This is a genomic window from Dactylosporangium sp. NPDC051541 (assembly GCF_044454505.1).
In the GTDB taxonomy this organism is placed as follows: Bacteria; Actinomycetota; Actinomycetes; order Mycobacteriales; family Micromonosporaceae; genus Dactylosporangium.
Window position 1 is genome coordinate 816,669 of record NZ_JBITDU010000001.1, and the last position, 25,746, is coordinate 842,414.

Annotated in this window: 22 protein-coding genes and 1 pseudogene; 16 read left to right on the top strand and 7 right to left on the bottom strand. The window is 70.9% G+C overall.

Features of this window, described 5'->3' with window-relative positions:
* Nucleotides 1–20 precede the first annotated feature (20 nt).
* Nucleotides 21–308 (top strand): annotated as a pseudogene (gene mscL, locus ACIA8L_RS03810) (large conductance mechanosensitive channel protein MscL); the annotation flags it as partial.
* A 199-nt stretch (nt 309–507) separates the two neighbouring features.
* On the opposite strand, the gene ACIA8L_RS03815 reads toward mscL, so the two are convergent.
* On the bottom strand, nt 508–693 hold the full coding sequence (locus tag ACIA8L_RS03815) for an acyl-CoA carboxylase subunit epsilon (RefSeq protein ID WP_395900077.1): 186 nt from the start codon (nt 691–693) through the stop codon (nt 508–510).
* A 165-nt stretch (nt 694–858) separates the two neighbouring features.
* Here ACIA8L_RS03815 and ACIA8L_RS03820 point away from each other — a divergent pair, with 165 nt between their 5' ends.
* Both ACIA8L_RS03820 and ACIA8L_RS03825 read left to right on the top strand, forming a co-directional pair.
* Nucleotides 859–2,982, top strand: coding sequence for a hypothetical protein (locus tag ACIA8L_RS03820; protein WP_395900079.1), 2,124 nt, complete (start codon nt 859–861; stop codon nt 2,980–2,982).
* Nucleotides 2,983–3,044: 62 nt separating this feature from the next.
* The gene (locus ACIA8L_RS03825) at nt 3,045–4,793 is read left to right on the top strand and encodes a serine/threonine-protein kinase (protein ID WP_395900081.1); all 1,749 of its coding nucleotides are present in this window, start codon (nt 3,045–3,047) and stop codon (nt 4,791–4,793) included.
* Between the two features lie 85 nt (nt 4,794–4,878).
* On the opposite strand, the gene ACIA8L_RS03830 is transcribed toward ACIA8L_RS03825, so the two are convergent.
* Nucleotides 4,879–6,507 (bottom strand): acyl-CoA carboxylase subunit beta, encoded by a 1,629-nt coding sequence (locus tag ACIA8L_RS03830; protein ID WP_395901713.1) that lies wholly within the window; start codon nt 6,505–6,507, stop codon nt 4,879–4,881.
* Between ACIA8L_RS03830 and ACIA8L_RS03835 the strand changes: the two genes are divergently transcribed.
* Together ACIA8L_RS03835 and ACIA8L_RS03840 are read left to right on the top strand one after the other, a co-directional pair.
* Nucleotides 6,506–7,342, top strand: a complete 837-nt coding sequence (locus tag ACIA8L_RS03835; RefSeq protein WP_395901714.1) for a biotin--[acetyl-CoA-carboxylase] ligase — start codon at nt 6,506–6,508, stop codon at nt 7,340–7,342. The two genes, ACIA8L_RS03830 and ACIA8L_RS03835, sit on opposite strands and share 2 nt — an antisense overlap.
* A 70-nt stretch (nt 7,343–7,412) precedes the next feature.
* Nucleotides 7,413–7,967, top strand: a complete 555-nt coding sequence (locus tag ACIA8L_RS03840) for a PH domain-containing protein (RefSeq protein ID WP_395900083.1) — start codon at nt 7,413–7,415, stop codon at nt 7,965–7,967.
* A 104-nt stretch (nt 7,968–8,071) separates the two neighbouring features.
* Here ACIA8L_RS03840 and ACIA8L_RS03845 read toward each other — a convergent pair whose 3' ends face one another.
* Nucleotides 8,072–8,710, bottom strand: a complete 639-nt coding sequence (locus ACIA8L_RS03845; protein ID WP_395900085.1) for a GtrA family protein — start codon at nt 8,708–8,710, stop codon at nt 8,072–8,074.
* A 61-nt stretch (nt 8,711–8,771) separates the two neighbouring features.
* A complete protein-coding gene (locus tag ACIA8L_RS03850) occupies nt 8,772–9,275 on the bottom strand; it encodes a GtrA family protein (protein ID WP_395900087.1) in 504 nt (167 codons plus the stop codon).
* Between the two features lie 284 nt (nt 9,276–9,559).
* Between ACIA8L_RS03850 and ACIA8L_RS03855 the strand changes: the two genes are divergently transcribed.
* The 9 genes from ACIA8L_RS03855 (at nt 9,560) to ACIA8L_RS03895 (ending at nt 21,880) form a co-directional block, all read left to right on the top strand.
* Nucleotides 9,560–11,392: a phosphoenolpyruvate carboxykinase (GTP) gene (locus ACIA8L_RS03855; protein WP_395900089.1), complete on the top strand. Its 1,833-nt coding sequence runs from the start codon at nt 9,560–9,562 to the stop codon at nt 11,390–11,392.
* Nucleotides 11,393–11,511: 119 nt separating this feature from the next.
* Nucleotides 11,512–12,282, top strand: coding sequence for an isoprenyl transferase (locus ACIA8L_RS03860; RefSeq protein ID WP_395900091.1), 771 nt, complete (start codon nt 11,512–11,514; stop codon nt 12,280–12,282).
* Between the two features lie 615 nt (nt 12,283–12,897).
* On the top strand, nt 12,898–14,256 hold the full coding sequence (locus tag ACIA8L_RS03865) for a PhoH family protein (protein ID WP_395900093.1): 1,359 nt from the start codon (nt 12,898–12,900) through the stop codon (nt 14,254–14,256).
* Nucleotides 14,257–14,504: 248 nt separating this feature from the next.
* Nucleotides 14,505–15,215 (top strand): transglycosylase SLT domain-containing protein, encoded by a 711-nt coding sequence (locus ACIA8L_RS03870; RefSeq protein WP_395900095.1) that lies wholly within the window; start codon nt 14,505–14,507, stop codon nt 15,213–15,215.
* Between the two features lie 75 nt (nt 15,216–15,290).
* Entirely contained in the window at nt 15,291–15,950 is a 660-nt protein-coding gene (locus tag ACIA8L_RS03875) for a rhomboid family intramembrane serine protease (protein WP_395900096.1), read from the top strand.
* 10 nt (nt 15,951–15,960) lie between these two features.
* Entirely contained in the window at nt 15,961–16,932 is a 972-nt protein-coding gene (locus tag ACIA8L_RS03880) for an NAD(P)/FAD-dependent oxidoreductase (RefSeq protein ID WP_395900098.1), read from the top strand.
* 522 nt (nt 16,933–17,454) lie between these two features.
* Nucleotides 17,455–19,992: a PAS domain S-box protein gene (locus tag ACIA8L_RS03885; protein WP_395900100.1), complete on the top strand. Its 2,538-nt coding sequence runs from the start codon at nt 17,455–17,457 to the stop codon at nt 19,990–19,992.
* Nucleotides 19,989–20,402, top strand: coding sequence for a response regulator (locus tag ACIA8L_RS03890; protein ID WP_395900102.1), 414 nt, complete (start codon nt 19,989–19,991; stop codon nt 20,400–20,402). The genes ACIA8L_RS03885 and ACIA8L_RS03890 overlap by 4 nt, the downstream gene beginning before the upstream one ends.
* On the top strand, nt 20,399–21,880 hold the full coding sequence (locus ACIA8L_RS03895) for an ATP-binding protein (RefSeq protein ID WP_395900104.1): 1,482 nt from the start codon (nt 20,399–20,401) through the stop codon (nt 21,878–21,880). The genes ACIA8L_RS03890 and ACIA8L_RS03895 overlap by 4 nt, the downstream gene beginning before the upstream one ends.
* Here ACIA8L_RS03895 and ACIA8L_RS03900 read toward each other — a convergent pair.
* Nucleotides 21,870–22,397 (bottom strand): DUF4245 domain-containing protein, encoded by a 528-nt coding sequence (locus tag ACIA8L_RS03900; protein WP_395900106.1) that lies wholly within the window; start codon nt 22,395–22,397, stop codon nt 21,870–21,872. The genes ACIA8L_RS03895 and ACIA8L_RS03900 overlap by 11 nt on opposite strands.
* Nucleotides 22,398–22,540: 143 nt before the next feature.
* Here ACIA8L_RS03900 and glpX point away from each other — a divergent pair, with 143 nt between their 5' ends.
* Nucleotides 22,541–23,527: a class II fructose-bisphosphatase gene (glpX, locus tag ACIA8L_RS03905; protein ID WP_395900107.1), complete on the top strand. Its 987-nt coding sequence runs from the start codon at nt 22,541–22,543 to the stop codon at nt 23,525–23,527.
* A 157-nt stretch (nt 23,528–23,684) separates the two neighbouring features.
* Here glpX and ACIA8L_RS03910 read toward each other — a convergent pair whose 3' ends face one another.
* Nucleotides 23,685–24,575 (bottom strand): NAD-dependent epimerase/dehydratase family protein, encoded by an 891-nt coding sequence (locus ACIA8L_RS03910; RefSeq protein WP_395900109.1) that lies wholly within the window; start codon nt 24,573–24,575, stop codon nt 23,685–23,687.
* Nucleotides 24,576–24,700: 125 nt separating this feature from the next.
* On the opposite strand from ACIA8L_RS03910, the gene ACIA8L_RS03915 reads away from it, so the two are divergent.
* Nucleotides 24,701–25,390, top strand: a complete 690-nt coding sequence (locus ACIA8L_RS03915; protein WP_395900111.1) for a TetR/AcrR family transcriptional regulator — start codon at nt 24,701–24,703, stop codon at nt 25,388–25,390.
* Nucleotides 25,391–25,480: 90 nt separating this feature from the next.
* Here ACIA8L_RS03915 and ACIA8L_RS03920 read toward each other — a convergent pair whose 3' ends face one another.
* The gene (locus ACIA8L_RS03920; protein WP_395900113.1) at nt 25,481–25,690 is read right to left on the bottom strand and encodes an exodeoxyribonuclease VII small subunit; all 210 of its coding nucleotides are present in this window, start codon (nt 25,688–25,690) and stop codon (nt 25,481–25,483) included.
* Between the last annotated feature and the right edge of the window lie 56 nt (nt 25,691–25,746).

Below are 25,746 nucleotides of genomic sequence, written 5' to 3' on the forward strand. Positions count from 1 at the left end.
ACGTTAGCGAACTACGATCTATGACCGTGCGCAGGCTCTGGTCGGAGTTCAAAGCCATCGCCATCGGGGGCACCGTCCTCGACCTGGCGCTGGGCTTCATCATCGGCACGGCGTTCGCGACGCTGATCCAGTCGTTCGTGACGAACCTGTTCCTGCAGGCGGTCGCGGCCGTGGTCGGCGAGCCGGACTTCAAGAATCTCGCCATCACGATCCATCACACGCCGCTGCGGTACGGCGTGTTCCTGAACGATCTGCTGCAGTTCGCGCTGCTCGCGGTCGGCCTGTTCATGGTCATCAAGCTGATGACGCTGATCGGCGTGGAGCGCGGGCGATCGCTGGAGCTGCGCAACTGCCCCTATTGCCTGGACCGCATCCCGTCGGCCGCGCTGACCTGCCGCTCCTGCGGTCAGCAGCTCGTAGCCGAGCTGCCGGACCCCCAGGAGGCGGAGCGGCTGCAGCTGGAGCGGGAGGCCCGCAAGTGGCCCACCCTGCCGGCGCTGCCGCCGATCACGATCCCGCGACGGCGCGCCAATGGCGGGACGAGCCCGGACGAGCGCTCCGCGCCCACCGGGACCGCGGACGAGCCGGGGCCGGCGCCACCGGGGCAAGACTGAACAAGGCGCCGACGATCGCGGCCACCTCTTCGGCGGTCGGCGTGCCGCGCACCACCCTGAACAGCGGCTCCTCGGACACGTAAGCCTCCCGCACATTTCCCGAAACGTTGCCGTCCTGCGAGCATACGCACACTCCAGCGGCGCATACTCAAGTGGAACGGGAGTCGATGGCGAATTGGGGGGCGCATTGACAAACGCCCGATTCCGCCGAATATGTGCGGCTATATCGATCATCTTCGCTGCCATGCTGGTCGGCGCGGCCGGTCCGGCGTCGGCCTACGAGGGCGAGACGCCGGCCTCGGTGTCCGCCTCGCTGCATTACCAGGTCACGTTCGTGGCCCGGGCCTGCGACTCCTACCAGAGCGTGATGGGCAACCGGGTCCGCGACGACAGTGCCGAGAACGCCGCGCCGCTCGGGCACGACAGCGGGTACAACGACGGCAATGAAGTTGATCCTCAAGTGGAGGCGGCCAACTCGTCGAACTGCGCGCCGCTCAACGGATGGCAGTTCTCGCTCGGCCCGAATCGCGAGAAGAAGGGCCCGCTGTCGACCGTCACGACGCCGGCCGTCGGCTCCGGGCCGACCGCCGCCGCGACGCCGCTGCTGGACCGCACGGGGCAGAAGACCGGCCAGGTGCTGGACGGGGCCATCACGGTCACCCTCACCGACGAGCAGGCCAAGGCGGCCGGACATCACCAGCTGTGGGCCCAGGGCGGCCGTCCGGGCGCGCCGCTCGCCGACGGCTACGGCTTCGGGGCGCTGCGGTGCGGGATCGACGGACATGCCAGTACCAATGTGCAATGGATCGGCTTCCCGGCCGGCTCCCGGCACATCTTCTGCTACGCCTATTACGTCAAGGCGGCCCAGCCGACGGGCACCCTCATCGTGCGGGCCCGCACCACCGCCAACCCCGGCTACCCCCAGCGTTTCACGTTCGACGCCAGCGCCAGCTACGCCGCCGACAAGCGGGTCGTCGCCGACGCCAAGACCGACGCCACCCTGGTGCGGGGCGCGGGCGGGGCGGCGGGCACGGTCACGGCGCGGACCCCGGCCGGCTGGACCCTCGCCGACGTCGGCTGCACCAAGAGCGGCGCCGGGCGGAGCCTGACCGCGACCGACGTCCCGACCGGCACGGCCACCGTGACGCTGGCCGCCGGCGAGGTCGTCACGTGCACGTTCACCTTCACACCGCCGCCTTCGCTGCCGGGGCTGACGCTGCGGGTCTACTCGGACACCCCCGGCGGCACCTTCGACGTGGCCGTCGCCGACCCGGCCGGCGGCGCGCCCCGGCACCTGACCGCGAGCGCCACGGGCGACGGCTCCGCCGCCGTCGCGACCGGCGCCGACCTCAGCGCGCTGCTGCCGGGGGCCTACCCGGTGACCGTCACCGCGCCCGCCGGTGACGCCGCCGCGTGGAGCCTGACCGGCGTGGGCTGCGGCGACCAGGAGCTCAAGCCCGAGGGCTGGACCGTGACCGTCAACGTCACCACGACGGCCCCGGCCGACTGCACCCTGCGCGTGTCCCGCAAGGGCGGGTCGCTGGAGCTGCGCGGGGTCACCATCGGCGGCATGGCCTCGGCGTCGTTCGCGGTCACGCCGCGCGGCTCCAGCGGGCCGGCCTGGTCCGGGGTGGCCACCACGACCGGGCTCGGCGTCGCCGCGATCGCCCAGGGCGACGTGCCCGGGTCGCTGCCGTTCGGGGAGTACCTGGTCACGCCGATCGCGCCGATCTCGACCGCGGAGGGCAGCTGGCGGCTCAGCTCGTTCGCGTGCGACCCCGGCGAGACGCCGGAGACGCCCGACGTCGGCGCCGCGATGGTCCCGCTGGTCGCGTCGGCCGCGGCCGCGAAGTGCACTGCCACCTACATCTTCGACAACGCCCGCACGCTGCAGCTCACGGTGCGCTTCGCGGGCAGCCCCGACGGCCGCGCCGGCGCCCTCGTCGTCGACATCGACTGCGAGGACGGCTCCAGCGGCCGGGCCGTGCTCGGCGGCACCGACAACGGCGAGGCCTCCCTGCCGGCCCCGATCGGCTTCCTGAGCCCGACGAAGTGCACGGTCCAGCGGCCGCAGGCCCCGGCCGCGAAGGACGCCAAGGTCGCGGTGACCGGCTCGGTCGACCCCAACCCCGGCAGTGCCCAGCTGGCGATCCCCGGCGTGGTCGAGATCGGGGCCGACAACGCCAAGGACGCCGAGCAATACACGGTCGTCGTCACGGTCACCTTCGACACCGACCAGGTCGCCCCGACCCAGCAGAAGGTCCTCGACACCTTCCGGGTGCTGCCGGTCGCCCTGATCGGTGCCGGTTTGGTGGGAATCGGCCTGCTCATCCTGTTGGTCATGGTCCTGCGTTCACGGACCGACTGACCACGATCTTCACCAGAACCGGGGTTTTTCGCGAGTGCGCGAGTTGGGTAGCTTTCTTGGTGATGACGCAGCCCAGAGCCCTGGTCGCCGAGCGCTACCGCCTGATGGAGCAGCTCGGTGCCGGTGGCATGGGCCGGGTCTGGCTCGCCCGTGACGAGATGCTGCGCCGGGACGTGGCCATCAAGGAGGTCGTCCCGCCCGCGGGCCTGACCCCGCAGGAGCGCGAGGAGCTGCAGCTGCGCACCCTGCGGGAGGCCCGCGCGGCGGCCCGGCTCAACGACGCCAACGTGGTCCGGATCTACGACGTCGTGCACACCGAGCAGGCGCCGTGGATCGTCATGGAGTACGTTCCGTCGCGCTCGCTGCACCAGGTAATCACCGAGGACGGGCCGCTGCCGCCCGAGCGGGTGGCCCGGATCGGCCTCGCGGTCCTGAGCGCCCTGCGGGCCGCGCACGCCGCCGGTGTCCTGCACCGCGACGTCAAGCCCGGCAACGTGCTGCTGGCCGACACCGGCCGGGTGGTGCTCACCGACTTCGGCCTGGCCGTGTTCGAGGGCGGCGACGGTGCCGTGACCCGGCCCGGGCTGATCCTCGGCTCGCCGCAGTACATCTCGCCGGAGCGGGCCCGGGAAGGCACCTCCGGCCCCGAGTCCGACATGTGGTCGCTGGGCGCCACCCTCTACGCCGCGGTCGAGGGCCGCTCGCCCTATGCGCGCTCGACGACGTACGCCACCCTGACCGCCCTGGCCACCGAGGAGCCCGACGTGCCGGCCCGGGCCGGCGTGATGAAGCCGGTGCTGGCCGCCCTGCTGCGCAAGGAGCCGCGGGCCCGGGCCGGGGTGGCCGAGACCGAGCGGCTGCTGCAGCGGGCCGCGGCCGGCGAGGGCCGCCCCTGGTGGAGCATGCCCGCCCTGCCGCGCCCGCGCCGCTCCCGCGAGGGCCACTCGGCCGCGCTGATCGGGGCGACCGTCGCACCGGTCAGCGCCGAGCCGGGCGCCGCCGGCGAGGTCTCACCGGTGCCGATCTCCGCCCTGCGCACGGCCGAGCGCTCGGGCGGCAGCTCCAGCGACGGGCTGCTGCCGATGGGCTCGATCGACGACGACCTGGACCGCACCATTCCCCGGGACCGGCGGTGGGGCTGGGTCGCCGCGGGCGCCGCCGTCCTGGCCCTCGCCGTGATCGCGGTGCTGCTGCTGGCCGACAACGGCTCGGACAGCGGCCCGGGCCCCGGTCCCGGCCCGGTCTGGTCCGGCGGCCCGTCGACCGGCGGCAACGCGGCCCCGGTCCGGCCGTCGGCCACGCCGTCGCCGGCCGTCCTGGCCAGCGTCGGCGCCGACACCATCACGGTGCCGGAGGGCTTCGAGGTGCGGACCGACCCGCAGTTCGGCTTCCAGATCGGCCTGCCGGTCGGCTGGAAGCGGGTGCCCGACCCGGTGTCGCCCACGTTGGTCTACTACGAGTCCAACACCGTCCCCGGCATGCGGGTCGGCATCGACATCACCGACAAGCCGCCGGCCGGTGACCTGAAGAAGGCCACGCAGGCGCTGGAGGCCAGCCGGCTGCAGCTGGGCACCTACACGAACTACCACCAGGTCTCGATGCAGCCGCAGACCGTCTGGGGCGACTGCATCGACTGGCAGTTCACCTACGACAGCTCCTACGGCCCGATGAAGGCGTCCAACCTGGGCTGCCGGGTCCGGCCCGACCTCGGCGTGACCATTTCCTGGGAGTGCACGACGGCCATGTGGGTCCAGGACTCGACCCACAACATCTACAACATCATCAAGGGCACGTTCCGGCCGAAGGCCTGAAGCGGCCGGCACCAGGTGCGGATCACCATCGACGGCGCGGCTGGGCGGTGCCGGTCCGGGTGGAGCGGCCGGGTGCCGGTCGCCGCTACAGCGGGATGTTGCCGTGCTTCTTGGGCGGCAAGGTCTCGCGCTTGGTGCGCAGCAGGCGGAGCGCGCGCACGATCTCGACCCGGGTCGTCGAGGGCGGGATGACGCCGTCGACGTAGCCGCGCTCGGCCGCGATGTAGGGGTTGGCCAGGGTGTCCTCGTACTGCTGGATCAGCTCGGCCCGTAGCGCCGCCGGGTCCTCGGCGTCGCGCAGCTCCTGGCGGTAGAGAATGTTGACCGCCCCCTGCGCCCCCATCACCGCGATCTGCGCCGTCGGCCAGGCGAAGTTGAGGTCGGCGCCCAGGTGCTTGGAGCCCATGACGTCGTAGGCGCCGCCGTAGGCCTTGCGGGTGATGACGGTGACCTTCGGGACCGTGGCCTCCGCGTAGGCGTAGATCAGCTTCGCGCCGCGCCGGATGATGCCGTCCCACTCCTGGCCGGCGCCGGGCAGGAAGCCGGGGACGTCGACGAACGTCAGGATCGGGATGTTGAAGGCGTCGCAGGTCCGCACGAACCGGGCCGCCTTCTCCGACGCGTCGATGTCGAGGCAGCCGGCGAAGTGCATCGGCTGGTTGGCGACCACGCCCACCGGGTGGCCCTCGACCCGGCCGAAGCCGACGACGATGTTCTGCGCGAACAGCGGCTGTACTTCCAGAAAGTCCTCGACCACCGACTCGATGACCGTCTTGATGTCGTACGGCTGGTTGGCCGAGTCCGGGATCAGCGTGTCCAGGGCCAGGTCCTCGTCCGTGACCTCGAGGGTTTCCGCAGAATTTTCGAGCACCGGAGCGTCGTCCATGTTGTTCGACGGGAGGTACGACAGCAGCGCCCGCACGTAGTCGATCGCGTCGTCCTCGTCCGCGGCCAGGTAGTGCGCGTTGCCGGACTTGGTGTTGTGCGTCCGCGCCCCGCCGAGGTCCTCCATGCCGATGTCCTCGCCGGTGACCGTCTTGATGACGTCCGGGCCGGTGATGAACATGTGCGAGGTCTGGTCGACCATGACGGTGAAGTCCGTGACCGCGGGGGAGTACACCGCGCCGCCCGCGCACGGGCCCATGATCAGCGAGATCTGCGGGATGACGCCCGAGGCCCGCACGTTGCGGAAGAAGATCTCGCCGTAGAGGCCCAGGGAGACGACGCCCTCCTGGATGCGGGCGCCGCCGGAGTCGTTGATGCCCACGACCGGGCAGCCGATCTTCATCGCCAGGTCCATGACCTTGACGATCTTCTCGCCGAAGACCTCGCCGAGGCTGCCGCCGAAGACGGTGAAGTCCTGGGCGAACACGCAGATCTGGCGGCCGTCGACGGTGCCGTAGCCGCTGACCACGCCGTCGCCGTAGGGCCGGGTCGCCGCCAGCCCGAACGCGGTCGACCGGTGCCGGGCCAGCTCGTCGAGCTCGACGAACGAGCCGGGGTCGAGCAGCAGGTCGATGCGCTCCCGCGCGGTCTTCTTGCCCCGCGCGTGCTGCTTCTCCACCGCGCGGTCCGAGCCGGCGTGGACCGCCTCGTCGGTGCGCCGCCGCAGCTCGGTCAACTTGCCCGACGTGGAGTGGACGTCCACCTGCTCTTGCTTCGTGGTCACCCTCGGCAGCCTAATCCCGCCGACATAGGGTCGAGCTGTGAACATTTCCACCGGTGGCGCCTTCTCCGACCTGGACCGGCCGCCGCTGCGGCCCCTGGCGCTGCGCAAGGCGCTGCTGGTGCCGGGTGGGCTCTGGACCGAGCTGCGGATCGTCGAGGAGACCGGCTCGACCAACGCCGATGCCGTCGCGGCCGCCCGGGACGGCGCCGCCGAGGGCCTCGTGATCGTCGCGGAGCGCCAGACCGCCGGGCGGGGCCGCCTGGCCCGGCAGTGGCAGTCGCCGCCGCGGGCCGGGCTGGCCGTGAGCGTGCTGCTGCGCCCGTCGGTGCCGCCGGCCCGGCTGGGCTGGCTGCCGCTGCTCGCCGGGGTCGCCCTGGCCGAGTCGGTGCGGCGGGTGGCCCGCATCGACGCCTATCTGAAGTGGCCCAACGACCTGCTACTGCAGGGCGACCGCAAGACGGCCGGCATCCTGGCCGAGGCGGCCGACGGCGCGGTCGTCGTGGGCATCGGGCTCAATACGACCCTGCGCGAGGACGAGCTGCCGCGGCCCGACGCGACCTCGCTGGCGCTGGGCGGCGCGGCGAGCACCGACCGCGCCCCGCTGCTGCTGGCGCTGCTGCGCTCGTTCGCCGAGTGGTACACCCGCTTCGCCGAGCACGGCGGCGACCCCGAGGCCTCCGGGCTGCGCGAGGCGTACATCTTCCACTGCGGGACCATCGGCCGCCGGGTGAGCGTGGACCTGCCCAGCGGCGAGGTCCTCGAAGGGCTCGCGTCCGGCGTCGACGGCGACGGAAGGCTGCAGGTCACCGACCGTTTTCAGGCCGTGCGGGCGGTGGCGGCCGGAGACGTCGTGCACGCGCGCCTGGATCCGACTGTGTAGGCAGTGCCGCCGAGTGGCGGTCAGGGTCTAGCCTCACCTCCGACATTGATGTTCGAGGAGGGGTTTGGCCGTGGGGTTCCCGGAAAGCGTCCTGACGAAGGACGAGCAGGTGGTGCTGCACCTGCACCCCCATTGGAAGGCGTTGTTCCTGCCGGTGGTCTGGTTCGTGCTGGCCGTGGCGGCGTTCGTCACGCTGGCGATCCTCACGAGCTGGGGAATGATCCCCCTGCTCATCGTGGCCGGCGTATTGGTGGTGATCCTGTTCGTCATCACCGTCTGGCCGTGGGTCAAGTGGCGGACCACGCACTACGTGTTCACCAACGAGCGGGTGATCATGCGCAGCGGCGTCTTCTCGCGCAGCGGCCGGGACATCCCGATGGGCCGGATCAACGACGTGTCGTTCTCGCACTCGCTCTTCGAGCGGATGCTGGGCTGCGGCACGCTCACGATCGAGTCGGCCGGTGAGCGCGGTCAGGTCCAGCTGACCAACCTGCCGCAGGTCGAGAAGACGCAGAGCGTGCTTTACGAGCTGGTCGACGCCGACCGGCAGAAGCACACGTTCGGCGACGACGACCGCGACGCACTGGTCCGTGAGATCAAGAACGACCCGGAGCCGGCCAGCTGAGCTTGCTGTTCGCTCTTCGGCTTGTTGTTCTGGCTTCGGCTTGTGTTCTGGCTTCGGCTTGTTGTTCTGGCTTCGGCTTGTTGTTCTGGTTCGGCAGACCCCCGTCAGCGCTTCGCGGCGGGGGTCTCCAGCTCCTCGGCCGGCTGGCGCGGGGCCGGCGGGGTCGCGGCCGGGTCGGAGAAGGCGGCCTCCAGGGCCTCCATCTGCTGCTCGTCCGGGGTGATGACGGCGGTGTCGGAGAAGGCCACCTCGAGCGCGGCGATCTCGCGCTCCTCGGCGCTGCCGTCCGGCTCGTTGGTGGTGAAGACCCAGGTCCGGTACGCCCAGAAGCGGAACGCCGTCGCCAGCAGGATGCCCGCGGCGTTGGCGATGTTGAACGCCAGCCGGTCGTCCGGGTTGGACTCGTTGAAGTGCAGACCGTACTTGGCCACCGCCAGGGCCGCTTCCTGGATGAGCAGGCCGACGCCGTTGAGCGCGAAGAACAGGACGTACTCACGGCGCATGCTGCCGCTGCTGCGGTCCTTGTAGGTCCACTGGCGGTTGAGGAAGTAGGAGATCACGGTCCCGACGACCACCGCGACGATCTTGGCCTTCAGCGGTCCGATGAACAGCAGGGCATTGACCAGGATGAAGTCGACGGCGGTGTTGATGCAGCCGACCGATCCGAACTTGAACAGCTCGGTCGCGAGCGAGTGGAACCGCTCGGGGATGAAGCGGTCGCGGAGTCTGCTGGCGAGGCGCACCGGCCAACCTTACGGTAAGCGACCAAACTCCGCGCGAACCCGAGGCTGAGTGCGGGACAGGTCACGCCGTGCGATCACGCTGGGCTACCGGGGCGGAGCTGGGGGTGTCTTCGGGCTTCTTGCGGAACACGATCTGCCGGTACGACCAGAAGCGGAACAGCGTGCCGAGGACGAGCCCGACACCGTTCTTCGCGATGTTGTCGGCCAGCTGGCTGGTGAACCCGAGCGCGTAGTGACTGACCGCCAGGCAGGTCAGCGCGATGAGCAGGCCGACCAGGTTGAACAGGAAGTAGAGCGCGTATTCGCGGCGCAGGTCCGTGCGGGCCCGGTCGCGCCAGGTCCAGAAGCGGTTGCCGATGAACGCGCAGGTGGCCGCGACGGTCATCGAGATCGCGCCGGCGACCAGCGTGTTGAGCGGCCCCCACAGCAGGTTGAACACGACGGTGTCGATGACGAACGTGATGAGGCCGATCGTGCCGAACTTGATCCCCTCGCGGACCAGGCCCTCGAAACGCACATAGAGGCGGCGGAACAGCGAGGGCGTCGACGGCTCGGTCACGGTCACGCAGCACAGGGTAAGGCACGGCCGCGTTTGCGCAGTAATGCGCACTGCACGAAAAATTCGCGCGAATTTCTGCGTCCGGGGTGGAAAGTCTCCCGTTCTTGTGCAGGTTTTCACAAGGTCTCACGCTGCTGGCCTTCGCGGACGGGCCTAGGCTGAGTGAAACCCCCGCTGAAATGCACGACGCGCTCGCACCATCGCGCGTCGCGGTCGAAGCCGCCGCCGGCCGATTACGTCTCGACCGACAAGGCATGTGTCGCCTGAAATGCCGACCAAAAGGAGTGTTCATGGTTGCCCCCGTCACCGTTCAGGGCCTTGATCAGGCGCCGACCGCGCACACCCGGCTGCTCGCCTGGGTCCGCGAGGTCGCCGAGCTCACCCGACCGGAGCGCGTGGTCTGGTGTGACGGCTCCGAGCGGGAGTGGCGGGCCATGACCGACGAACTGGTCGAGAGCGGGGCGCTGGTCCGCCTGACCGCCCGCCCGAACTCCTTCTGGGCCCGCACCGACCCGTCGGATGTGGCCCGGGTCGAGGAGCGCACCTTCATCTGCTCGGCCGACGAGGCCGACGCCGGGCCGACGAACAACTGGATGGCGCCGGAGGAGATGAAACGGCGCATGACGGACCTGTACGACGGGTGCATGCGGGGGCGGACGATGTACGTCATCCCGTTCTGCATGGGTCCGCTCACCGCCGACGAGCCGATGTTCGGGGTCGAGCTGACCGACTCGCCGTACGTCGTCGCGTCGATGCGGATCATGACCCGGATGGGCACGGCGGTGCTGGAGAAGATGGGCGCCGACGCACCGTACGTGCCCTGTCTGCACTCCGTCGGGGCGCCACTGGATGGCGAGCCTGGGGCCACGGCTCAGGACACAGCCTGGCCGTGCAGTGAGACGAAGTACATCTCGCACTTCCCGGAGACTCGTGAGATCTGGAGCTACGGCTCGGGGTACGGCGGAAACTCGCTCCTGGGCAAAAAATGCTATTCGCTGCGCATCGCCAGCGTCATCGGCCGGGACGAGGGCTGGCTCGCCGAGCACATGCTGATCCTGAAGCTGACCAGCCCGGAAGGTGTGGTCAAGTACGTCGCCGCGGCGTTCCCGAGCGCGTGCGGCAAGACCAACCTGGCGATGCTGGAGCCCACGATCCCGGGCTGGAAGGTCGAGACGCTCGGCGACGACATCGCCTGGATGCGCTTCGGCGAGGACGGCCGCCTCTACGCCGTCAACCCGGAGTTCGGCCTGTTCGGCGTCGCCCCCGGCACCGACTGGAAGACCAACCCGAACGCGATGCGCACCCTGGCCCGCGGCAACTCGGTCTTCACCAACGTGGCGCTCACCGACGACGGCGACATCTGGTGGGAGGGCATGGGTGAGCCGCCCGCGCACCTGACCGACTGGCGCGGCCGGGACTGGACCCCGGAGTCCGACGAGCTCTCCTCACACCCCAATTCCCGATTTTGTACTCCTATCAGCCAGTGCCCCATCCTGGCGCCCGAATACGACGACCCGCGCGGGGTGCCGATCGACGCCATCCTCTTCGGCGGCCGCCGCAAGACGACGGTGCCGCTGGTCACCGAGGCGCGCGACTGGGCGCACGGCGTCTACCTCGGGGCCACGCTGTCCAGCGAGACCACGGCCGCGGCGGTGGGCAAGGTCGGCGTGGTGCGCCGCGACCCCATGGCGATGCTGCCCTTCATCGGGTACCACGCCGGGGACTACTTCGCGCACTGGATCGACATGGGCAAGAAGGCCGACGTGTCCAAGCTGCCCCGGATCTTCTACGTGAACTGGTTCCGCCGCGGGGATGACGGCCGCTTCCTGTGGCCCGGGTTCGGCGAGAACTCGCGGGTCCTCAAGTGGGTCGTCGAGCGCATCGAGGGCACCACCGCCGCGGTGGACACCCCGATCGGCTCCGTGCCCGCCCCCGGCGCCCTCGACGTCGCCGGCCTGGACCTGACCGCCGACGACCTGGCCGCCGCCCTGCGCGTCGACCCGGAGGAGTGGCGCGCGGAACTGCCACAGATCCAGGCCTGGTTCGAACAGTTCGGCGAGAAGTTGCCGGGAGTTCTCTGGGCCGAGCTGGACACCTTGCGAGCCCGCCTCGGCGTCGCATAATCCCTGGTGAGCGGCCGGTCTGTCAGTCGACCGGCCGCTTGCTTGTTTACTGAACCGGTACTGTCCGGTGGCTGGCTGACGGTGTTGCTTCGCGGCTCGGGGCGCTAGCCTTTGCTGCCGTGGGTCTGCGTGACGTCGTTTATTCGCTGTACGAGAAGCGTCTCGCCCGCCGGATGCTCGGCAAGCCAAAGCCGCACCACGTCGGGGTCATCGTCGACGGCAACCGCCGCTGGGCGCGCGAGATGGGATACGTCGATCCCAACGACGGCCACCGGGTCGGCGCCGAGCGGATCAAGGAGCTCCTGCGCTGGTGCGACGGCGCCGGGGTGAAGCACGTCACCCTGTGGCTGCTGTCCACCGACAACCTCTCCCGCCCGGCCCAGGAGCTCGACCCGCTCCTGCAGATCATCGAGAGCCTGGCCGCCGACCTGGCCGACGAACGCAACCCCTGGCAACTTCGCATCGTGGGCGCGCTCGACCTGCTGCCCAGCAACTCCGCCCAGGCCCTCAAGGCGGCCCAGGAGAAGACCATCGACCGCAGCGGCGGCGCCCAGGTCTCCCTGGCCGTCGGCTACGGCGGCCGCCGCGAAATCGCCGACGCCGTGCGCTCGCTGCTGCACGAGCACGCCAAGGCCGGCACCACGATCGAGGAACTGGCCGAGATCCTGGACGTCGACCACATCTCCGACCACCTCTACACGCGCGGCCTGCCCGACCCTGACCTGGTCATCCGCACGTCGGGGGAGCAGCGGCTGTCGGGCTTCCTGCTGTGGCAGAGCGCCCACTCGGAGTTCTACTTCTGCGACGTCCACTGGCCCAGCTTCCGCCGCACCGACTTCCTGCGCGCCCTACGCTCCTACGCCAACCGCCAACGCCGCTACGGGACCTGATCTGCAATTCCGAAAAGCGCGAAGGGGAGGCTGAATTTCCTAGAAGCGCGAAGGGGAGACAAGTCTCCACCTACCACCCCTCCTGATCTCCGCCGCCGGCTGCGGGCCGTGCGGAGTGCCCTGAGCGACAAATCCGACAGATCTCGACACATCGCGCCCGATTTGTCGTTTCGTGCGGCCATCATCCCGCTGCGGCCGATCGCTGCGCGCCGCCACCCGTCGACGTGCGGTCCGCGCGGACCGCACAGGCGCTGAGCGGCTCCCAAAAAGGTGGCCACGCGGGGGCCGGAAGGGCGAGTTGACCTCCTGTTTGTCGTGTGTTCGGGTGTCTTCGGCCGGGAATCACCGCTTCGATCTAGTGGATTTTGCTGGCACCCGTTAGCGTCATTGCTGTGGCGGGGGTTTTCCCCGGCATCCGAGGCCCGGACCGAGCGAACGCATGTGAAGCCACGGGGCCAAGCACCCGACCCCGTGCGGGCGTCGGAGGACGCGAGTGCGGGCGGCGAGGTGCCCGCCCCCGGAGATAACGTGGCCGTTCGCCGTAGTCCCTCAGCCTCCTCTTCCACCTCCGCGGAGCCGGCGCCAGCAGCGTCGAGTCAGGCGCCGTCGCAAGAGGTGGCCCAGCCCGTCAAGGCCGTCCGGCGCACCCGGAAGAAGGCCGAGGAGAGTCCGCTCCCCGCCCGGCGCACCTTCGTGCTGGACACGTCCGTGCTGATCTCCGATCCGGGCGCGTTTCTCCGGTTCGGCGAGCATGACGTGGTCCTGCCGCTGGTCGTCATCTCCGAGTTGGAGGGCAAGCGGCACCATCCCGAGCTGGGTTACTTCGCGCGGCGTTCGCTGCGCTTCCTGGACGATCTGCGGGCCAAGCACGGGCGGCTGGACGAGCCGATCCCGCTGACCGACGCCGGTGGCACGCTGCGGGTCGAGCTCAACCACGCCAACCAGCAGGTGCTGCCGGCCGGGTTCCGGGCCGACACCGACGACGCGCGGATTCTGGCGGTCGCGCTCGCGTTGCAGGCGGAGGGCCGGGACGTCCTGCTGGTCACGAAGGACATGCCGCTGCGGGTCAAGGCGGCCGCGGTGGGTCTGGCCGCGGACGAGTATCAGCCCGGGCCGGCCGCGGATCACACCTGGACCGGCATGGTCGAGCTGGGGATCTCGGAGGCGGAGGTCAAGCAGCTGTACGCCGGGGAGGCCGTCGACCTCGACGGGGCCGGGGATCTGCCGGTGCACACCGGGCTGGTGCTCACGTCGCAGAACGGGTCGGCGCTGGGCCGGGTCGGCACCGACAAGTCGGTGCGGCTGGTGCGCGGGGATCGGGAGGCGTTCGGGCTGCGGGGCCGTTCGGCGGAGCAGCGGGTGGCGCTGGACCTGCTGATGGACGACTCGGTCGGGATCATCTCGCTGGGCGGGCGGGCCGGCACGGGCAAGTCGGCGCTGGCGCTGTGCGCGGGGCTCGACGCGGTCATGGAGCGGCGCAAGCACAAGAAGGTCATCGTCTTCCGGCCGCTGTACGCGGTCGGCGGGCAGGAGCTCGGCTATCTGCCCGGCAGCGAGTCGGAGAAGATGTCGCCGTGGGCGCAGGCGGTCTTCGACACGCTGGGCTCGCTGGTGCACGACAACGTGATGGAGGAGGTCGCGGCCCGGGGCATGCTCGAGGTGCTTCCGCTGACCCACATCCGCGGCCGCAGCCTGCACGACGCCTTCGTGATCGTGGATGAGGCGCAGTCCCTCGAACGGGGGGTTCTGCTGACCGTCCTGTCCCGCATCGGCAGCAACTCGCGGGTGGTGCTCACCCATGACGTCGCGCAGCGTGACAACCTGCGGGTGGGCCGCCACGACGGTATCGCCGCCGTCATCGAGGCACTGAAGGGCCATCCCCTCTTCGCCCACGTGACCCTCACCCGTTCGGAGCGTTCTCCGATCGCCGAAATGGTCACCGATCTGCTGGAAGACCTGCCGTTCGAGCGGTGATCATCGGCCGTCAGGGGCCGGACTTGAGGGTAACAGTCCGAATTGCCGCGTGATTAAGGTCACAAGTGGTGGCGTTCGGGTTCTCACCTGCGAACGGACTAGGCGATGGTGGGTTCCGAGCGCGTGACGCCACGCAAGTGGGCATCAGGCGCTCACGGTGCGTAAGGGCCCGGACGGTGGGTAACCCCCGCCCGGGCCCGCCTCCCGCCACAGCGTGGGAGACGGGCACCGCACCCTGTCCCCGACGAATGGATGACCCTGTGATCCGCCTGTGGCACCGGGTCGGCACCATCCGAGCCGTCTTCGCCCTCGTGATCCTCGCGGGTCTCGTCGGCGGGCTCGCGATCGCCGCCCTGCAGAGCCAGGACGACTCACCGTCGCCCGACACGGTCAAGGCCGCCGACGCCGCCGCGTTCCCCGTCTCGTCGTCCTCCGCGACGCCGACCGTCTCGCGCTCGCCGAACAGCCTGGCCGAGGCCGACGCCCTGGCCAAGGCCCAGGCCGCCGCCGAGGAGGCCTCCGCGCAGGCCAAGGCCGCCGACGACGAGGCCCGCAAGAAGGCGGAAGAGGAGGCGAGCCGCAGCAAGACCCGCTCGCCATCGGCCACGCCGCCCTCCAACTCGCCGCCGAAGTACCCGGTGCCGGCCTCGTGCGACGTCTACTCGGGCAACAAGAAGACCGGCTGCGCCGTCCTCATCGGCATGGGCTTCGGCCTCGACCAGATGCCGTGCCTGGCGAACCTGTGGGACAAGGAGAGCGGCTGGAACCCCAAGGCCGCCAACCCGAGTGGGGCCTACGGCATCCCGCAGGCGCTCCCCGGCAGCAAGATGGCCTCGGCCGGAGCCGACTGGAAGACCAACCCCGAGACGCAGATCCGCTGGGGCCTCGGCTACATCAAGGGCAAGTACAAGAACCCGTGTGGCGCCTGGAGCTACTGGCAGAGCCACCACTCCTACTGAGCCTGATAAATACGCCACCCCCGCCGCGAAATTCTCGTGTGGCGGGGGTGGCGTGTCTCTGTTACCACTTTGGGCGTGGCATTCGACGGCGACCGGCAGGCCGACCCGACGCGGTTCGGCACCGAGGCGTTCTACGCGTCCATCGGGCGGGCTTTCGTGGCGATGTGCGCGATCGTGCCGGTGTTGTTCCTCATCGAGCTGCTGGACCGGCTCAGCGGCAACCGCCTCGACCAGGCGGGCGGGATCCGGCCGCACCACATCGACGGGCTGGACGGCATCGTCTTCGCCCCGTTCCTGCACGCGAGCTTCGACCACGTGCTGGCCAACAGCGTGCCGCTGATCCTGCTGGGCACGTTCGTGCTCGCCGACGGCGGCGCCCGGTTCTGGTTCACGACCGCCTTCATCGCGATCGTCGCCGGGGTCGGCGTCTGGTTCCTCGGCGACGGCAACACGATCGTGGTCGGCGCGAGCGGCGTCATCTTCGGATACCTCGGCGTCATCCTGATGCGTGGGGTGGTGGGACGGCGCCTGTGGTACATCGGTGTCGGTCTTCTGGTCGGCCTGCTCTACGGCTGGCAGCTCTTCGGCGTGCTGCCCGGCGACCCCGACGTGTCGTGGCAGGGCCACCTGTGCGGGTTCCTGGCCGGTCTGGTCGCGGCGGTCATCTTCCGCCGCCGCCGTCCGCGCGCGGTCGCGCCGGACGAGCCCCTATCCCTCGGACCGGAGCTGTCGTAGCGTCTGGCCCATGCGGAAAGAAGTCGACCTCGCCATCGTCGGCGCGGGTCCGGCCGGGCTCTTCGCCGCCTACTATGCGGGGTTCCGCGGGTTGTCGACCGCGGTCATCGACGCGCTGCCCGAGCCCGGTGGGCAGGTCACCGCGATGTACCCGGAGAAGATGATCTTCGACGTGGCCGGCTTTCCGGGCATCCGCGGGCGTGACCTGGTGGCCAACCTGGTCGAGCAGGCGGCGCAGTTCAACCCCGAATACCTTTTGGGGGTACGCGCTGAGGGCTTGTCCTATCACGATGAGCGCCCGGTCCTCACCCTCTCCGACGGGCGGACCCTGCACTGCGGGGCGGTCCTGATCACGGGCGGCCTCGGCAGTTTCACCGCCCGCCCGCTGCCGGCCGCGGAGAGCTTCACCGGCGAGGGTCTCGTCTTCTTCGTGCCGCACCTCGCCGACCTCGCCGGCCACGACGTCGTCATCGTGGGCGGCGGCGACTCGGCCTTCGACTGGGCCCTCGCCCTGCAGCCGATCGCCCGCTCCGTGACCCTGATCCACCGGCGCGACAAGTTCCGGGCGCACGCCTCGACCGTGGCCCGGGTCCAGGCGCTCCCCGTCGACATCATCGTCAACGCCGAGGTCACCAAGCTGCACGGCGACGGCCGGGTCAGCGGCGTCGACGTCGCGCCGCGCGGCGGTACCGTGCGCACGGTCCCGGCCGACACGGTGGTCGCCGCGCTCGGGTTCACGGCCGATCTCGGCCCGCTCGCGGACTGGGGGCTGGAGCTCGACAAGCGGCACATCCGCGTCGACAGCACGACAGCGACGAACCGGCCGCGGGTGTTCGCGGCCGGGGACATCAGCGAATACAGCGGGAAGGTCCGGCTGATCGCGGTCGGCTTCGGCGAGGCCGCGACCGCCGTCAACAACGCCGCCGTCATCATCGACCCGGCCGCGCACCTGTTCCCGGGCCACTCGTCCGACAACGGCTGACCCGCCGCGGCGCCTCTCCGGACGCTCGGCAATCGCCCGCAACGGCTCGACCTCCGCAGCGTTCCCGCGAACATTCGGCAATCGCCCGCAACGGCTGACCCCCGCGACCTCTCCGCGGACATTCGGCGATCGCCCGCGGCGGCCTCGGCATGGGCGGCGGCCACCTCGCGCAGCGATGCCCCGCGGTCCAGGACCTCGCGGATGGTGGCCAGGTCGAGGCCGAGCTCGCGGAGGGTCTGCACGAACTCGAGGACCCGCCGCAGCGCTTCCCCGAACACGCGGCGATGCGCTGTGACGGTTGACCCGCCGCAGCGCCTCCCCGAACATGCGGCAATCGCCCGGTAAGCTCCTTCTACTGTCATGTAACGGACTTATCCCGCGTCAGGCGATAAATCCGATATGTCGAGCGGAGCGTGGCGCGCAGCGCCCGACATATCGTGCGAGCCACGACGCGTAGCGCCCGACATATCGTGCGGCCACTCCCTCAACCACCGATGCGCGCCGCCGATGGGACAAGGTGTGGTGGGCGTCCGTCTGCAGGTCATCGGCGTGGTGCTCCTCGGCCTGCTGGTGTCCGGCGGTGCGGGGCTGCTCATGCACCGGGTCGAGCGGGACCGGGCCGATCAGGCGCTGGATCGGCGCACGGCGGCGGCGCAGGACGCGGTGGCGGCCGGGACGCAGCGGTACGTCGATGCCCTCCAGCTTGCCGCCGGCGGGCTCGAGGCGCTGCCCGCGCTGGACGCCGACGCCTTCACCACCGCCACGCAGCCGCTCGGGCAGCTGTGGCTGGCCGGGGTCACCGGCGTCGACTACGTGGTGCCGGTGCCGGACGCCGACGTCGCCGTCGCGCAGGCCGCCTGGCGGGGCCGCGGGGTGGCCGACCTGACCCTCGCCCCGACGCCGGGGGCGACCGAGCACTACTTCGCGATGCTGGTGCGGTCGCTCGACGTGCGGCAGCCGGGCGGGGACCGGGCCGGGCGGGACCTGGCGGGCATCCCGCAGGCGGCCGACGCGGTCGCGCGGGCCGAGCGGAGCGGGCTGCCGGCGGCCTCGGAGCCCTACGTCGCGCTGCGGGACGCGGCCAGCTCCGCCTCGCCCCAGCCGCAGACCGTCGCGCTTGTGCAGCGGGTGGTGGAGCACAAGACCGGAGCTTTGCGGGGGTACCTCCAGCTGACCGTCCGCGTGCAGGACTTCTTCGGCGACACGATGCTGCAGCCGGCGCGCGAGCTGCCGGACGTGACCCTGGCCGCCTACGCGGGCACGGAGCTGCGGACCATCGCCGCCCTCGCCCGCCGGGCGCCCCGCGGGTCGGACCTGCGCCGGACCGCCGACGTGCAGGTCGCGGACAAGCAGTGGCAGCTGCGGGTGGCGACGGGCAGTGGGGTGCTGGTCGGCGCGGACGGGCACCTCGACGACGGCATGTTCTTCGGTGGCGCGGCGCTCACCCTGGTGACGGGGCTGCTGGTGTACACCCTGGCGACCTCCCGCCGCCGGGCCGAGGAGCGCGTCGAGGAGGCCACCGCCGAGCTGCGGGTCGCCGGTGTCACCGCCCGCTCGCAGGCGACGCTGCTCAGCGCGGTCATGGACACGATCGCCGACGGCGTGGCGGTCATCGACGGGGACGGCAACGCGGCCTGGCTGAATCCGACGGCCCGGGCCATCCTCGGGCCGGAGGCGTCGCAGCGGCCGGCGTCGCAGTGGGCGGAGCTGCTGGACATGCGGGCGGCCGACGGGGTCACGCCGTACCGGACCCACGGCGGCTGGCCGGCCGGGACGGAGTCGCTCGTCGAGTGCGTGATGGCCGGGCGCCGGATCGAGATCCGCCTGCGCACGCTGCTCCACGAGCGGGAGCAGCCGGGATTCGTGGCGGTCATGCGCGACATCACCGACCGGCACGCCGCCGAGGAGCAGCTGCGCGGGTCCGAGGAGCTGCTGCAGGTGCTGCTGGACGGGGCCCGGGACTACGCGATCTACATGCTCGACCCGGCGGGGACGATCGTCAGCTGGTCGGTCAATGCCGAGCGGCTGAACGGGTACCCCAGCGAAGAGACGATCGGCACCAGCTATGCCTGCCTGTTCACCGCCGACGACCAGGCCGGCGGGCGGCCCGAGCGGGTCCTCGAGCGGGCCGCCGAGCGGGGCCGGGCCGAGCTCGACGGGCCGCAGGTGCGCAAGGACGGCACCCGGTTCTGGGCGCACGGGCTCGTCTCCGCGGTGCGTCACCCGGACGGCTCGGTGCGCGGGTTCGTCACCGTCAGCCAGGACGTGACCGAGCGCAAGCAGGCCGAGCAGGTCATCGAGCGGCTCAACGCCGACCTGGAGCAGCGCATCGACGAGCGCACGGCCGACCTGCGCGAGGCCAACGCCGAGCTGGAGTCGTTCTCCTACAGCGTGTCGCACGACCTGCGGGCGCCGCTGCGGGCCGTCGACGGGTTCGCGAAGATGCTCGCGCTCGACTACGACGCGGCGCTGGACGAGCCGGGCCGGCGCTACGTCGAGCGGATCCGGGCCGGGGCGCAGCAGATGGGTGAGCTCATCGACGGGCTGCTGGCCTTCTCCCGCCTGCAGCGCCAGGAGCTGGCCAGTGGCCGGGTCGGCCTGGCCGAACTGGTGGCCGAGGTCTGGGACGAGCTCGCCGTCGAGCGCGGCGACCGGCCGATCGAGCTGGTCGTCGGGGAGCTGCCGGACGCCGTCGGTGACCCGCGGCTGGTCCGGCACGTGATCGCGAATCTGCTCGGCAACGCGGTGAAGTACACCCGGGAACAAACCTCGGCCCGCATCGAGGTGGGGCACAACGTCACCGTCGCGGGGGAGGCCACCTACTTCGTGCGCGACAACGGTGCCGGGTTCGACATGCGGTACGCCGGGAAGCTCTTCAAGGTTTTTCAGCGGCTGCACCGGGCCGAGGAGTACGAGGGCACGGGCATCGGCCTGGCCCTCACCCACCGGATCGTGCACCGCCACGGCGGGCAGATCTGGGCCGAGGCGGCACCGGGCGAGGGCGCGACGTTCCTCTTCACGCTGCCCGTCTTCGTGCGCGAGCTGGAGGCGGTGCGATGAACCGCGTGCTGCTCGTCGAGGACAACCCCGACGACCTGGAGCTGGCCCGGCTGGCCTTCGAACGCGGCGAGTGCGCGGCCGCGGTCGACGTGGCCCGCGACGGCGCCGAGGCCCTCGAGTACCTGTTCACCGCCCGGCCCGACCCGCCGCGGGTGGTGCTGCTCGACATCAAACTGCCCCGCGTCGACGGCATCGACGTGCTGCGGCAGGTCAAGGCCGACCCACGGACCCGGCACATCCCGGTCGTCATGCTCACCTCGTCCGCTCAGGACCGCGACCTGCGGGCCTGCTACGAGCTCGGCGTCAACAGCTACATCGTCAAACCAGTCGACATGGAGCAGTTCATGACCGCGATCAACAACATCGGGGTGTACTGGCTCGGCCTCAACGTGACCGAGACGCCCTCATGAAGCTGCTCCTGCTCGAGGACAGCGCGGCCGACGCCGAACTGCTCGTCCTGGAGCTACGCCGGGCCGGCTTCACGCCGCAGTGGAGCCGGGTGGACACCCGCGACGGCTTCCGGGCCGCCCTGTGCGCCGACCCGCCCGACGTCATCCTGGCCGACTACTCGCTGCCGCAGTGCAACGCGCTGGAGGCGCTCGAGCTGATGGCCGCGGCCGGCCTCGACATCCCCGTCATCGTCGTCAGCGGCGCGCTGAGCGAGGAGGCGTGCGTCGAGGCGCTGCGCCACGGGGCCGTCGACTACCTGCTCAAGGACCGGCTGAGCCGGCTGGCCTCGGCGGTCGGGCACGCGCTGTCGCAGCGGCGCCTGCTGGCCGACCGGCACCGGGCCGAGCTCACGTTCCGGGCCGCGTTCGACCACGCCCCGGTCGGCATGGCCGTCACCGACCTCACCGGCCGGGTCGTGCAGGTCAACCAGGAGCTGGCCCGGATGACCGGGCTGGAGCCGGCCGGATTCCTGCCCGACGTGATCTGCGACGACGACCGGCCGCTGGTCGAGGAGCGGCTCAAACGCCTGGTCGCCGGCGAGGCCGACAAGGTGACCACGGAGCTGCGGCTGTGCCGGACCGACGGGACGGTGCTGTGGGGGCAGTACTCGGCCTCGCTCGTCGGCGGCGACGCACCCGGCGTGGTCCACCAGTTCGCCGACGTCAGCGACCGGCGCCGGGCCGAGGAGGCGCTGCAGCGCCAGGCCGAGAAGCTCGCCCGCAGCAACAGCGACCTGCAGGAGCTCGACCGGCTCAAGAGCGAGTTCGTGGCGACCGTCTCGCACGAGCTGCGCACGCCGCTGACCTCGATCCGCGGCTACACGGAGATCCTGGCCGACAGCGACGCCACCGCCCTCGGCCCGACCGAACGCAAGATCGTCGGGATCATCGACCGCAACGGCCGCCGCCTGCTCGACCTGATCGAGGACCTGCTCACGTTCTCCCGCATCGAGTCCGGCACCCTGACCCTGGACCTGGGCCCGGTCCGCCTGCGCCGGCTGATCGACGCCGCCTGCGAGGCGATCCGGCCCGCGATGGAGACCGCCGGGCTGCGCCTGACCATCGACGTCGACGACCACATCCCCACCGTCCAGGGCGACGCCGAGCAGCTGGAGCGGGTGGTGCTCAACCTGCTCGACAACGCCGTGAAATTCTCGGACCCGGCCGGCGCGGTGACCGTCACCGGCCGCGAACGCGACGGCGAGGTCGTCCTGTGGGTCCGCGACACCGGCAACGGCATTCCCGACGCCGAGCAAGGAATGATCTTCCAGCGCTTCTTCCGTACCGCCGACGCCCAGAAACGCGCCATCAAGGGCAGCGGGCTGGGGCTGGCCATCGCCAAGGCCATCGTGGAGGCGCACGGCGGCTGGATCGCCCTGGAGTCGACGGAGGGCTCCGGGACGACGGTCGGCTTCGGGCTGCCGCTGCCTACGCTGTGAGGCTGGCGGCCAGCTCGCCCAACTGGGCTTCCTTGGCCTGGCCCACGATGATGACCGTGCGGTTGCCGGTGGTCTGCACGATCGCGCGCTCACCCGGGCGGCCCTGGGAGTAGCGGTGCCAGGTCGTCCCGGCGATGGTCGTCTCCCCGTCGTCGTGGGGCGTCTTGCCGACGATGGCGGGTACGAGTACCGATGCCGGATTCGCGCTTTCGACCAGTTGCAACGCGCCGTCGTCCGGTGCGGTGACGCCGATGCGCAGGATGCCGTCGGTGAACGTGGCGGAGGCGATCCGCCAGCCGTCGGGCAGGCCCTCGGGCTTCAACGGCTGAAACTGGCCCGCGCGCTGCACCGAGCCGTAGACCTCGGTGGTGTCGACGGTCGGCGGCGTTTCATGGCCGAGGTACCGGTAGAACGCCACGATCAGGAACACCGGGATGATCAGGACCAGCATGGACAGCGCCATGTCACGGGGCCGGCGCGCCTTCGGAGCCTTGGGTTGTTCGGTGGTACTCGCCACGTGACCATCTTGACAGGTCATGGAAGCCCGATCGCTGCCAGGATGAATGGTGGTGAACACACCCACGCGAAGAGGCGCGAAGCCGCAGCCGGCCGAATGCGTCGTGACCGACGAGGCCTGTGTCGTCTGACAGGAGTGCACGAATGAGCCGTGAGATGGACCGGAACCTGGCCCTTGACCTCGTCCGTGTGACGGAGGCGGCGGCGATGGCCGCAGGCCGCTGGGTCGGCCGGGGAGACAAGAACGGCGGCGACGGCGCGGCCGTCGACGCGATGCGCCTGCTGATCAACTCGCTGCCCATGCGCGGCACGGTGGTGATCGGCGAGGGTGAGAAGGACAACGCGCCGATGCTCTACAACGGCGAAAGTGTGGGCGACGGCACCGGCCCCGAGGTCGACGTGGCGGTCGACCCGGTCGACGGGACGACGCTGATGAGCAAGGGCATGCCGAACGCCCTGGCCGTGCTGGCCGTGGCCGAGCGCGGCGCCATGTTCGACCCGTCCGCGGTGTTCTACATGGAGAAGCTGGCCGTCGGCCCCGAGTGCGCCGACGTCGTCGACATCGACGCCGGCGTGGAGGAGAACCTGCGCCGGATCGCCAAGGTGAAACGCTCGAGCGTGTCCGAACTGACCGTCTGCATCCTGGACCGCCCCCGCCACGCGGAGCTCGTCCAGCAGGTCCGCCAGACCGGCGCCCGGATCCGCTTCATCTCCGACGGCGACATCGCGGGCGCCATCAGCGCGGCTCGGGACAACAGCGAGACGGACGTGCTCATGGGCATCGGCGGCACCCCGGAAGGCATCGTGGCCGCGGTGGCACTGAAATGCATGGGCGGCGCCATCCAGGCGAAACTGTGGCCGAGAGACGACGCGGAACGCGAGAAGGCCCTCGCCGCCGGCCACGACCTGTCCCGGGTCCTGAAGACGGACGACTTGGTGAGCGGCGACAACATGTTCTTCTGCGCGACCGGCGTGACCAGCGGCGACCTGCTGAAGGGCGTCCGCTACCGCTCCGGCGGCGCCTACACCCAGTCCATCGTCATGCGATCCCGCTCCGGCACGATCCGCTGGATCGACTCGTTCCACCGCCTCGAGAAGCTGCGCGCCTACTCCCTGGTCGACTTCAGCTAGCTGTATCTCCCTTACCCCGCACGATCCCCGCCGGCGCCTCGGTGCCGAAAGGGGTCACCCGGTACCACCCCGCCCCGCCGCCCGCCGGCCGGCGGGGCGGCCGGTTCCGTTCGCGAGCAGTGCTCTCGCCGTTGGTGCGCTGTCTTCCCTCCAGCGGTCAGGCGTGCCGCAGGGCCGCGCGGATCGCGTCGTCGAGCGGGGTCGCGGTCAGGCCGAACTCGCTGGTCACGCGCGAGGAGTCGACGACGAACGGGCGATCGTGCTGGTAGCGGACCTCGACGAACTCCTTCGCGAACTTGTCCCACACGCCGGCCGCCCGCAGGAGCGGCTTCGGGTACACCCGGAACGACGGTGCCGGCAGGCCGCCCAGTTCGGCGACCCGGGTGAGCAGCTGCCGCGCGGTCGACGCCGGCGGTGACGGCGTGTGCCAGGCCCGGCCCCAGGCGCGCGGCTCCCGGGCCAGCGCGACCAGGGTGTGCGCGGCGTCGCCGGTGTACGTGTACGAATGCGGCACGTCCACCGGCGCCGGCATCCACACCGTCTTCCCGGCGCGCATGGCCGGCAGCGCCATGGAGATCAGCGAGTAGCTGGGGCCGATCCAGTCCGACGAGCGCACCTCGACCGCGCGCACGCCCGCGGCCAGCGTGTCGAGCCACATCTGCGCGCGGACCCGCCCCTTCACGGTCTTCGCGGCCAGGGGCAGGTCCTCGGTCATCGGCCGGTCCACGTGCCCGTACCCATAGAGCGGGGCCGTGATCGCGAGCACCGCTCCGTGTTCCTTGGCCGCCCGGAGCATGGCGTTGTGCATGGGCGGCCAGGCGGTCGGCCACTCGAAGTACTGCGGGTTCGCGCAGTTGTAGATCACCTCGGCGCCCTGCGCGATCCGGACCAGGGCGTCGGCGTCCCCGGCGTTGGCCGCCACCCGCGTGACCAGGGGATGCTCCGGCCCGCCGCCGCTGCGCGTGACGACCGTGACCGGCTCCCCGGCCGCGGCCAGCTCCATCGCCACAGCCCCGCCGACCGACCCCGCTCCCACGATGACGTGCATGTCTCCGCCTTCCTTGGCGTGTCGTGTGCTCTGTTGCGAGAGCACTGCTCTCATATTGGAGCATGTGTCCGCCAGCGAATGCAAGAGCAGTGCTCTCGGTTCGGAGCGTGTGTGATGATGGGCGGATGAAGGCGAACTCGATCCGGGCCCGCGTCCGTGCCGAGATGACGGACGAGATCAAGGAGATCGCCCGCCGCCACCTGGCCACGGACGGCGCCAACCTGTCCCTGCGCGCCGTGGCCCGCGACCTGGGCATGGTGAGCTCGGCCATCTACCGCTACTTCCCGAGCCGCGACGACCTGCTGACCGCCCTGATCCTGGACGCTTACAACGCGTTAGGCGCCAAAGCCGAAGAAGCCGTTTCGGGGGTACCGCCTGAGGCCCCGACCGCCCGCTGGCTGGCCCTGGCGCACGCCGTCCGCGACTGGGCCGTGACCCACCCGCACGAGTACGCGCTCATCTACGGCAGCCCCGTCCCCGGCTACCAGGCCCCGGAGGACACCGTGGCGCCGGGCATCCGCGCGGTCACAGTGCTGGGCGGCATCCTGGAGGCGGCCGCGAAGACCGACACCGTGACCCGCTTCGACGACACCCTCCCGCCGCCGGAGTCGGTAGCGAACCTCCAGCGGGTCCGCTCGGTCATCGCCCCGTCCGTCCACCTGACCACCGTCATCCGCGCCCTCTCGGCCTGGGTGGCCCTCTTCGGCCAGGTGAGCTTCGAGATCTTCGGCCAGATGCGCAACACGATCAACCACCCGGCCGAGTTCTTCGACCACCAGATGCGCGCCCAGGCCCGCTACATCGGCCTGCAATAACCACCACCCCCGCCGCCCCGGTGCCAGCGAGCGCAGGGACATGCGCCGAGTGCGTCGTCATGCACGCACCGGCGATTTGCGGCCGCCGGGTCAGGACTCCGCGGGTGTGAGGCGGGCGCGGGCGGCGTCGAGCCAGCGCTGGCAGATCGCGGCCAGCTCCTCGCCCCGCTCCCACAGCGCGAGCGACTCCTCCAGCGTCGACCCGCCGGACTCCAGCCGTTCGACGACGGAGGCCAGTTCGGCGCGGGCCTGCTCATACGTCAGCGTCTCCGCCGTGGTCTTCGCCTTCGCCTCGCTCACGGGCTCCACTCAACCACACGCCACCCACCCGAGTCGCGACGGGAACAGCGCACCCG

What these genes read in the sequence shown, in the direction of transcription:
- ACIA8L_RS03820 (WP_395900079.1), top strand. Translation starts at nt 859, where the DNA reads ATGCTGGTCGGCGCGGCCGGTCCGGCGTCGGCCTACGAGGGCGAGACG.
- ACIA8L_RS03825 (WP_395900081.1), top strand. Translation starts at nt 3,045, where the DNA reads ATGACGCAGCCCAGAGCCCTGGTCGCCGAGCGCTACCGCCTGATGGAG.
- ACIA8L_RS03830 (WP_395901713.1), bottom strand. Translation starts at nt 6,507, where the DNA reads ATGTTCACAGCTCGACCCTATGTCGGCGGGATTAGGCTGCCGAGGGTG.
- ACIA8L_RS03855 (WP_395900089.1), top strand. Translation starts at nt 9,560, where the DNA reads ATGGTTGCCCCCGTCACCGTTCAGGGCCTTGATCAGGCGCCGACCGCG.
- ACIA8L_RS03870 (WP_395900095.1), top strand. Translation starts at nt 14,505, where the DNA reads ATGGATGACCCTGTGATCCGCCTGTGGCACCGGGTCGGCACCATCCGA.
- ACIA8L_RS03880 (WP_395900098.1), top strand. Translation starts at nt 15,961, where the DNA reads ATGCGGAAAGAAGTCGACCTCGCCATCGTCGGCGCGGGTCCGGCCGGG.
- ACIA8L_RS03890 (WP_395900102.1), top strand. Translation starts at nt 19,989, where the DNA reads ATGAACCGCGTGCTGCTCGTCGAGGACAACCCCGACGACCTGGAGCTG.
- ACIA8L_RS03895 (WP_395900104.1), top strand. Translation starts at nt 20,399, where the DNA reads ATGAAGCTGCTCCTGCTCGAGGACAGCGCGGCCGACGCCGAACTGCTC.
- glpX (WP_395900107.1), top strand. Translation starts at nt 22,541, where the DNA reads ATGAGCCGTGAGATGGACCGGAACCTGGCCCTTGACCTCGTCCGTGTG.
- ACIA8L_RS03910 (WP_395900109.1), bottom strand. Translation starts at nt 24,575, where the DNA reads ATGCACGTCATCGTGGGAGCGGGGTCGGTCGGCGGGGCTGTGGCGATG.
- ACIA8L_RS03915 (WP_395900111.1), top strand. Translation starts at nt 24,701, where the DNA reads ATGAAGGCGAACTCGATCCGGGCCCGCGTCCGTGCCGAGATGACGGAC.